At 55.0% G+C, this 9003-nt stretch carries 8 protein-coding genes and 1 pseudogene; all 9 read right to left on the minus strand.

Annotation, left to right across the window (positions count from 1 at the left end; genetic code table 11):
• Nucleotides 1–106: 106 nt before the first annotated feature.
• Complete coding sequence (locus tag ABIZ35_RS27180) at nt 107–2341, minus strand: ATP-binding protein (protein WP_348223080.1); 2235 nt, start codon at nt 2339–2341, stop codon at nt 107–109.
• 79 nt (nt 2342–2420) lie between these two features.
• Nucleotides 2421–3218: an iron export ABC transporter permease subunit FetB gene (gene fetB / locus ABIZ35_RS27185; RefSeq protein WP_348223081.1), complete on the minus strand. Its 798-nt coding sequence runs from the start codon at nt 3216–3218 to the stop codon at nt 2421–2423.
• Nucleotides 3215–3892, minus strand: a complete 678-nt coding sequence (locus tag ABIZ35_RS27190) for an ABC transporter ATP-binding protein (protein WP_348223082.1) — start codon at nt 3890–3892, stop codon at nt 3215–3217. Before ABIZ35_RS27190 ends, fetB begins: the two co-directional genes overlap by 4 nt.
• A gap of 218 nt (nt 3893–4110) precedes the next feature.
• Complete coding sequence (locus ABIZ35_RS27195; protein ID WP_348223083.1) at nt 4111–4962, minus strand: dienelactone hydrolase family protein; 852 nt, start codon at nt 4960–4962, stop codon at nt 4111–4113.
• Nucleotides 4935–5261 carry a type II toxin-antitoxin system RelE/ParE family toxin gene (locus tag ABIZ35_RS27200; protein WP_348223084.1) on the minus strand — a complete coding sequence of 109 codons (327 nt, stop codon included), beginning with the start codon at nt 5259–5261 and terminating at the stop codon, nt 4935–4937. Before ABIZ35_RS27200 ends, ABIZ35_RS27195 begins: the two co-directional genes overlap by 28 nt.
• The gene (locus ABIZ35_RS27205) at nt 5254–5547 is read right to left on the minus strand and encodes a type II toxin-antitoxin system Phd/YefM family antitoxin (RefSeq protein WP_348223085.1); all 294 of its coding nucleotides are present in this window, start codon (nt 5545–5547) and stop codon (nt 5254–5256) included. Before ABIZ35_RS27205 ends, ABIZ35_RS27200 begins: the two co-directional genes overlap by 8 nt.
• Nucleotides 5548–5936: 389 nt before the next feature.
• Entirely contained in the window at nt 5937–7628 is a 1692-nt protein-coding gene (locus tag ABIZ35_RS27210; protein WP_348223086.1) for a hypothetical protein, read from the minus strand.
• Nucleotides 7629–7859: 231 nt separating this feature from the next.
• Entirely contained in the window at nt 7860–8690 is an 831-nt protein-coding gene (locus ABIZ35_RS27215) for an ABC transporter permease subunit (RefSeq protein WP_348223087.1), read from the minus strand.
• Nucleotides 8687–9003, minus strand: a pseudogene (locus tag ABIZ35_RS27220) (hypothetical protein); the annotation flags it as partial. The gene ABIZ35_RS27215 and the pseudogene ABIZ35_RS27220, both read right to left, overlap by 4 nt.

The following is a 9003-nucleotide window of genomic DNA, read 5'->3' on the forward strand; positions in this document are numbered from 1 at the left end:
GAAGACGCAGGGCTTCACGACGGTCGTCTTCAACGATTTGCTGTTGGGAACGGTGATCGGGTCGTTTCATGACCATTTATACCCACAACCAAGCCTGCACGTTATATCAGAGACAGAGAGTCAATATTGCATGTTCCAATGCTTCCGATTGCCATAATGATCCGTCAATATATGATAAAACTTTACCCATTGTAGAAGCTGATGTTATATTGCTCTTGATATTCTTAGCCAAAAATATTGCTTCATGTTGAAGTAATTCTTGTTGTATAGGATTGGTAATCACTGAAGCAACTTCTGCTAGTGCTACTGCGGAGTAGGATGCGTCAGGTTCTCTTCTAGCATATTCTAATGCTGTTTTTAAAATATTGTTTTTGTACTTCTTCTCATTAACAGTGTTTGCAATCTTTACAAGCAAGTGAGCTCGCTCGGCTAAGCGGCGTACATTCTTAGCATCATGCTCTGCTTGTTTTAAATAATTAATGCGTGTTTCTAGTATAACATAGTGTTCACTGTACTTGTAAATTTGTAACATTAGAATGCATCGAGTTGTTCCTGATTTTAAATACATTGCAGCTTTAACTGCTTCTTCTAAAATTGACTGGAGTGTTATTTTATCTTTGATTAGAGGGAAAATGCATAATAATGCCTGTGATTTTTCAGCTGCTGAGGAAATCTGTCTTGCTGATGTAATAGATCTTTCAATGGACCAAACTTGATGCTTTGTCAAGGCTTCTAAAACAATTGCTGACATATTATCTGATATGCTGATAATCGATCCCGCTATCAATGAGTAGTGAAAAAACCGTGAAAATAAATGCTTCTGCTCGACTTTGCTTAGTGTCGATGGGATTTCGTTATTTAGATAAACTAACATGTCCTGTATATCATTATAAAATACTAAAATTTGCTTATTTTCTTCACATGTTTTATACCAAAAATTTTCATATAAAGTAATGTTATTAATAGTACAGGTCGACTTTAAAGATAAGAACTTGTGAAGATCTTCCCATCTGCTCGCCTCTTTCATGTGCCTACTGATATAATTTCTGCCATAGCTATCGCATTTGTCCCACTTATTCGGATGATAATTGCTCAAATAATAATCAATTATATGGCTATGATTATCAATGGGATCAACCCACCATTCGCCACTGCTCTTGCGGTCGGTTAGAAAGTCGGAAAACGACGCATGGAAAATGCTGTAGAGTTCTACACCATCGCTTGAACGCATGTTGAGGAATTGAGTAATGGTGTTTAAGACATCATTTGTCGTCTGTTTGCTCGCACCACTTAATGCGGAGACTTGATCGAATGTCAGTGGAATATACGAGACTGCCAGTGCCCCCAGTACTTTTCTCAGTTGTTGCTTCCAGAGGTCCGTGTGCGTGTCGGCGATCCGTCCAAGGAATTCTCGATAGACATCCGGTAGACCGTCCGGCAGTCGGGATGGTTCGGGGAGTTCGCCGCTCGATGCGACGGCGGCCCGAATCTGTTTAATCACGTAGCGCAGGTAGAGGAAGTTGCCGCGTGCGCGTTGTTCCAAGGCTTTCGCGAGTGTCGTCGCGCGAATGGGATCGCCTGTGGTCGCCTCTGCGAGCGGAGAGGCGGCAAATACTCTGCGGATGTGTTTCTCGATATCCTGTATGTTGTCGTCTGCGTCGTCAAGGATGGCCTCATGCATCGCCTTCAGCGTTTGCGCACGAGTGCCGGGACGAGAAGTCAATATCCACTTTGACGACGGAGTTAGACCCTCCGAGGCGGCGATGAGGTCGACTATCTTTGGCGATTGTGTATACCGATCTCCTTCGTCCAGTGCGTCTACTAGGAAGAGGACAGGCTGATTGGGATGTTCTCGAAGCCATGCTTTCAGTGGTTTTGTCACCGATCGTGCGAAGATATCCAGTACATTTGTCGAGCCGATGTGCAGGGAATCGATCTTGACGCCAATGATTTCGTCCACATCTTGCGCAAGATGGGCAGTTGCAGTTCCGGTGATTGACGTAGGAGTGTTGAGATAATCCGAGACGCCGAGTTCTGCCGCTATGCATGTGGTAAAGCCAGGAAGGTTGGCCCGCAATTGTGCGCTAATGGAACGAACGAAGTCTGATGGAGTGATAGTTTCTGCGACGCTGGTGCTGCAAAAGTGAATTGCGTGGACGGAGCGTGTCTTCGCTAGATGCGCCGCGACTGCGCTCTTGCCGATACCTGCTTCGCCAGTAATAACGAGATAACGTGCCGACGGTTCGTTAAGGAAGTGAGTGACGTGCTCGTCAAGCCATTCTCGCCCGGTGAACTCGTGCGTAAGGTCGTCGATTCGATTGGAAAAGTCCAGTATGCTCATCGTAAGCCAATCTTACAGTCAGTCTGCTTCCTTGTTCACGAAATCCCAGATGTATTCCTTCCGGCCAACGAATTGGTAGCTAAGACCGCAAAATCTTCCCCTCTTCCAATTGCTGCGCCGCGTTGAACAGCCGCCGATACGCGAGCAGTGTGATCATCATGCAGCCGAGCGCGGTGGCGGCGGCGAGCATGAACATCACGACTATCTGATATTTGACGGCTTCGAGGGGATCGGAGCCGGCGAGGATCTGGCCGGTCATCATGCCGGGCAGCGAGACGATCCCGACGACGACCATGCTGTTGATGGTGGGGATCATGCCTCGGCGCACGGCGTCGGCGAGGGGGCCGCGCGCGGCTTCCCAGGCGGAGGCGCCGTGCGCCAGCTCCATCTCGATGGTGTCGCGGCGGTCCGAGAGGTCGCCGAGCAATTGGTCCAGGGCGATGGAGATTCCCGTGAGGCTGTTGCCGAGGATCATGCCGATCAGCGGGATGACGTATTGTGCGCGGTACCAGGGGTGGATCTGGATGATGACGCCCGTCACGATAAATCCCGTCACGATGCTGCTGGCGGTGAGGGTGAGAAAGGCGTCGAGCTGGACGCGCGCGTAGCGGCGCTTGGCGCGGCTGACGGAGGCGTGCGCGGCGAAGGCGACCATGATCACGATCAGCAATAGGACAAGGGCAGGGTGGTGGACGGTGAAGACGTACTTGAGAATATAGCCGACGAGGAACAGCTGGCCGATCGTACGCAGGGCGGCGATCCCGAGCTGCTTTTCCAGCTTCAGGCCGAAAAAGACGCTGACGATGGCGCTGAAGACCACGAGACTGGTCGCGATGAGGATTTGCAGCAGGCTGAGGTGCTGGACAGTATCTGTCATGCCGCTTCCTCCCGCGTTCCATGCGCGCGCGGCATCACAAACTGGCGCGGGCGCCATTCGGCCGCCAATCTGGGGTCGTGCGTGACAACCAGGGCGGCCAGACCGTTCTCAAGGGCGAGACGGCGGATGAGGCGCTCGACCAGTCCAACGGCGTCCGGATCGAGCGCACTGGTCGGCTCGTCCAGGCACAAAACTATTGGGTTCATGAGCAGGGCGCGGATCAGGCAGACCCGCTGCTGCTGTCCGACGGAGAGTGTGCGGGCGGCCTGAGTCAAGCGCTCCGCACCCACGGCAAGCTCATCCATCAGATCGCGTGCTCGCTGCTCGGGGTAGGGTGTGGAAGCGATGTGATAACCAAACGGCCGGCGCAGGTTTTCGTCGACGGTGAGATCTAAAAGCGTCGGCCGCTGCGTCACCAGCGTCGCCGCTCGCCGGAACGCCGTCCAGCCCCATTCCTCCGGCGTGCGCCCTCGCAGCCGGATCGTCCCCTCGAGCGCCGGCTGCAGGGTTGCGATCGTCCGCAGCAGCGTCGTCTTGCCGCAGCCCGACGGTCCCGTGATGGCCAGCAGATCTCCAGGCTCAAGTGTGAGATTGAGATCGCGCTGCAAGGGAACATCCCCGGCGGCGATGGCGAGGCCCTGAATTTCAAGAAGGGGCGGAGGGTCGGAGAGCATGGGAGAAGTATACCTGTCTCCTAGGATTGTGATAAGAGGAGCCTTGCGTTTGCTCGTCAGAGGCCAGCTAATGAATTCGCGCCTAAAAGTACGACCGTCCACCTGCGTGGACTTCGGAGCCTACGGCACATTAATGCGCCTTCGACGCAAGATCTGAACCCGCGAAGGCGGGTGACTGTACTTGTAGCCGCGAATTCATTCGCCAGGCTTCTGCAATTCTAGGAAACCCCGTAAGTTCGAAACCAATCGATCATGCTTGCGAACCCATCCTCCGCCTCAAGGGGCTTGAAGCTCGGTCTGTAGTCGGCATGGAACGCATGTCCGGCGTCGGGATAGACGTGTATGCGTGAGGGGCTGCCGGCGTCTTTCAGCGCATCCTGCATAGCAGCCACCTGGTCTTGAGGAATACCAGTATCCTGTCCCCCATACAAGCCCAAGACGGGAGTCTTCAAACTGGCGGCGACGTCGAGCGGACTCTGAGGACGTAGCGGATCGCTTTGGCCGGATAGCTTGCCGTACCAGGCGACGCCGGCTTGGATTCGGTCCGTATGCGCGGCGTAGAGCCAGGTAATGCGCCCGCCCCAGCAGAAACCCGTTACCGCGAGGCGCGCGGGATCGGCGAGACCGGACTGCGTGGCCCAATCGAACGCGGCGTCGATGTCGGATAGCACCTGCGCGTCGGGGACTTTCGAAACGACCTCGGAAAAGATTTGCTGGAAATCGGCAAGCTTTGTGACGTCGCCCTGCCGCCCAAAGAAATCCGGCGCGATGGCGAGATAGCCGCGTTTCGCCAGCCGCCGCGTCACGTCTTTGATGTGCTCGTGGACAGAGAAAATCTCATGGATCACAATTACCGTCGGCAGGCTTTGCCCGCCTTCCGGCGCCGCGTAGTAAGCATCGATCTCGCCATCCGAAGTGGGGATTCGGACTTCTTCCGCAATCAGGCCTTCCGTGTCGGTATGGATCGCTTCCGGAGCGATCGGCTGAACGGCCTGCGCGTATCCATTGGCTGACGTCGCCATGATCATCGTCTCTTTCTGGGCTAGACCGAATTCGTGGGAAAGATCCATTGCTGAGCAGCGTGTCGGATATGGAGCACATTCACAACTTGGTTGTCGACTGTGAATAGAATTCGATAGACACCTGCGTTTTTGCCGTACAGGAGCTGACGGATCTCTTGAGGAAACAATTCGCTCTCTGGAGCGAGGGGGCAGCGGGTGGGGAACGCGTCCAGAGAGCGAATTGCTTCTTCAAGTCCGCGTAGCCATCGCTGAGCATGCTGGGGTGAATCTTGCTTGATAAACTCGTAAGCGATTTCCATTGTTTGGACAGCTTCAGGCTGGAGAACGATACTGTATCGCTCACTCATTGGAAATATTGAACTTCTGACGCATGGCCGCGAAGGCGTCTGCGGCCGAAACACCTTGCCCTTGAGCCATTTGCTCTAAACCTCGGCGGATACCTTCGATCGTCTGAATACGGTCGACTACTTCCAGCAGGGCCTGATAGCTCTCCGCATCCTGAACGACAAGCTCCGCCTTGCCGTTGACAGTGAGCACCACTGGGTCTTTCGTTTCCTTCATCTGCTTCACATACTCGCTTGTGTTACGCTTGAAGTCGGTCAGCGAATGAATATCACGGCTTAAGTTCAGCATGATGGCGCTCCTTCTTAATAGCATTTAATTGAATGCTACCATATGACGCGCCGAATATGCAAGTCCTGATGGGAGAGATTTCAGTTATGGAGAGTGGAAGCAATAAAAAAAAGCGGCTCGCCCCTCGGGCGACCGCTTCGTATTCTCGCTTATCAGCGCGAACGTGAATATAGTATCGCATAAATTCGCGAAGAATGCAATGCTGCGACTGCGATTTGCATTGACGCTCAAAAGTTGACGATTCACGGCAAATTATTGCAATATCTTTCTTTTTTGCGATTTGAATTAAGTAGTTCTCTTGTTATGAGTCTCCTGATAGTTTCATAATTGTCTCAAAAATAAATAAAAAATATCCCTCAGCGCCGCCGGCGCTGAGGGATAGGGTGAGACTAATTCGTGAACGTCTTGCGGCGACGGGCGGTCCAGAGGAGCAGACCGAGGCCGGAGGCGAGGGTGAGGAAGACGACGCCGGAGCCGGGTTCGGGAACGGTGACGCTGCTCTCGAAGACGCCGGAATAGACGCCGCTGCCAGAATCAAGATCGAAGTGGAAGACGTCATCCGGGCGCAGGTTCGTGGTGAACTGGATCGCGCTGGGATCGCCGATGAAGTTCGCGAAATGCAGGAAGTCGAACTCATACGGGTGCTTCAGGAACTGGCCGTTGAAGAAGTTCGAGGTGAACTCGAAATCGATCGTTCCGCCATTATAGAGGTAATCGCCGCCAATATCGATCCGGTCGAAGTCGGTGACGCTGTCGATCACGAACTTGGTGACGCCGCCGTTTTGCTCGTAGTCGCCGGTAATATACGTTGTGGTCGGATCGCCGGGCGCGAATGTCCCGCCATCCTGCACGACCGAGCCGTAGATTTCGCCGCCTCCGCCCAGGGAGCCATCTTCGAGGTAGAAAGTTCCATCTTTATTGCCGCCGCAGCCGCAAGTCGGGCTCAGATCGAGATAACCGTTGATCTTCGTCTGACCGCCGGTCTGAATCAAGTCGCCCGTGACGATTACGCCGCCGTCGGTTTCTGTGATGATCGACCCATCGTTGTAGACGAGGCCGTTGGTGGTGTCGATAAAGACCACGCCGGCCATGTTCGCGGAGATCGCGCCATGGTTGGTGATGTTGTCGCCGCCCAGCAAGTCCACCTCGCCGTACAGGGATGCGTTCACGGTCCCGGTCGCGGCGTTTGTGACGGCGCTGTCGGCTTCCAAGCTGACCAATGTTCCGTTGATCGCGCTGACCGAGCCGGTATTGGTGAAGCTTCCAGTCGTCACGGCGTCGACTTCGCCGCCAAAGGACGATTCGATCGAACCGTTGTTGAGGATATCGCCTTGCGACGAGAGAATGGTCCCGCCTCCGAACTTGCCGTAGATCGCGTTGTTATTTGTGATCCCATTTGCTAAGACTAATGTCACGCCGCCGTGCGTGGCCCCGACGGTTCCGTCGTTCGTGAGGGAGCCGGTCTGCGATAGCAGGGCGGTCGCGCCGCCGTAATTGCTGTCGATTGTTCCGGTGTTGTTGATATTTCCCGTCACGCCGATGCCCAGCAAGTTTTGCTGGCCGGCGCCGTAAAGGGCGCCCATATGTCCGGCGTTGTTCAAATCGCCGCCGACGGAAACCCCAAAGTTACAAACATAATTGGCGGTGATGTTACCCGTCGCGTTGTTCGTGAGGTCGCCGCCGATATCGAGATTGGAGAAGCTGTTGTCTGCGGTGATGAGTCCGTCATTCGAGACGCCGCCAACGACGGTCAGATAGCTTCCATCGAGCAGATCCAGTTTTCCGGCATTGGAAAGTGAATTGATCGTGTGATCGCCGCCGTGCCGAGCCCAATCTCCGGCTTGCCCGATTGTGACATCTTCCGGATCCTGCGTCCCATCGCCGGGAACGATTCCGCTCGACCAGTTGCTGGGATCGCTCCAGCTGTTCACGGGGCCATTGGCGTCCCATCCGGGAGGCGAGCCGCCGATCCAGGTTGTGGCCGGCGCGGCCACAACGGCTCCGGCGGGCAGCAGCAGAGCGGCCCCCAGGACGGCGATCCGCGCGCGCGAGCGCCGGAACGTAAGGTTAATATTCTTCATGAGGACAGTCTCCGTATGAGCTTGAGTAATGGTTGCGTTGGAGTTCGCTTGCCTGCGTAGGGCCGGTAATTCCGACAGGCATTCTATTATAACACAGCTATCCCGGGCAGACGAATGAGGTGTGTGGAAAATTACAGGAAATTATAGCGCTGGAGAGAGAACATCCATAACGCTCCGCCGAGAGTCGCAAACGCAGAAGAATACGACACCCGGCGGGCTGCCATGGAAGATTTACAGATCGCGCTTCTGGAAGATGAACAGGCCGGCCGCGAGGGCCGCCGCGATGTAGAACAGGATATACACCATATCGGCGGTCGATGTTTCCACCGCCTTCTGTCCAAACGAGGACATCGCGCTGACATCTAAGCCCGCATTGCCCAGACCGCGCGTGATCCAGTGGTTCATCTTGCCCAGTGGTACGATATAGCCGACAATCTGACTGATCGTCTTCAGCACCGGCGCGTTCAGTATCAGCGCTAGCCCCGTCAGCATATCTTCGGCGAGCGCGATCCCCGCTGCGATCAGCGCCAAGCCCGCGGAGAGCGCGTGGGTCGCAAACGATGAGAAGAACAGCGTCAGGGTTGCGAACAGGATGGGAAAAAGAAATGTCGCCAGGATACCCACGAAGACCCGTGGGAAGAACACATGTGTCTGAATGTAGATCGCGCTGACCAAAATCAGTGACCAGATCAGAACGCTTGCGGCGAGAAGTGTCAGCAAGCCGATCCACTTGCCCAGGTAGATCGACGCGCGCGGCAGGGGTTTGGGAGCAACAATCGAAAGCACGCCCCGGTCGACCTCGGCGGTAATCGCGCCGGCAGCCAGCGTGACCGCGATCACCGAAGCGAAGAACTTGATCACGCCGCAGCCTAGCCACGCGAGGATTTTGGCGTTCCGCTCCTGGATCGCCTGAAGATCTAACCCCTCGACGCCGCGTCCGAAGTGGAACGGAATGACAGCGAATAGCACGAAGATCAGCGCCACGAATAGCGAAGCAATAAACACGCGGCGGCGGATCGCTTCTTTGATGGTGAGACCGGCGAGGGTCCAAACAGCGTTCATACGGCTCCCTCCGTCTCCACGACGCGAATAAACAGGTCTTCCAGTGATTCCCGGATCGGAACGAGGGACATCAGGCGTCCCCCGCTTCCTACGACGGCTGCGACCAAATCCGGGATGATCCCGTCTTCCGTGATGCTGGCTGTCACCATCTCGCCCTGCGCGTCCACCGTCCGCGCCAAACTTCCCAGAGCGCGCATCAGCGCCGGGCTCTGGTTCAAAATCCGCATCTGCACCGTGGCGGGGGCGGCGAGCAGGTCGTCGATCTTGCCCTGCTTCACTACCTGACCCGCTTTCAAGATGGCGACCTGATCGC

The sequence above is a fragment of the Capsulimonas sp. genome, assembly GCF_039929585.1.
Classification (GTDB): domain Bacteria; phylum Armatimonadota; class Armatimonadia; order Armatimonadales; family Capsulimonadaceae; genus Capsulimonas.

What these genes read in the sequence shown, in the direction of transcription:
- ABIZ35_RS27180 (WP_348223080.1), bottom strand. Translation starts at nt 2,341, where the DNA reads ATGAGCATACTGGACTTTTCCAATCGAATCGACGACCTTACGCACGAG.
- fetB (WP_348223081.1), bottom strand. Translation starts at nt 3,218, where the DNA reads ATGACAGATACTGTCCAGCACCTCAGCCTGCTGCAAATCCTCATCGCG.
- ABIZ35_RS27190 (WP_348223082.1), bottom strand. Translation starts at nt 3,892, where the DNA reads ATGCTCTCCGACCCTCCGCCCCTTCTTGAAATTCAGGGCCTCGCCATC.
- ABIZ35_RS27195 (WP_348223083.1), bottom strand. Translation starts at nt 4,962, where the DNA reads ATGGATCTTTCCCACGAATTCGGTCTAGCCCAGAAAGAGACGATGATC.
- ABIZ35_RS27200 (WP_348223084.1), bottom strand. Translation starts at nt 5,261, where the DNA reads ATGAGTGAGCGATACAGTATCGTTCTCCAGCCTGAAGCTGTCCAAACA.
- ABIZ35_RS27205 (WP_348223085.1), bottom strand. Translation starts at nt 5,547, where the DNA reads ATGCTGAACTTAAGCCGTGATATTCATTCGCTGACCGACTTCAAGCGT.
- ABIZ35_RS27210 (WP_348223086.1), bottom strand. Translation starts at nt 7,628, where the DNA reads ATGAAGAATATTAACCTTACGTTCCGGCGCTCGCGCGCGCGGATCGCC.
- ABIZ35_RS27215 (WP_348223087.1), bottom strand. Translation starts at nt 8,690, where the DNA reads ATGAACGCTGTTTGGACCCTCGCCGGTCTCACCATCAAAGAAGCGATC.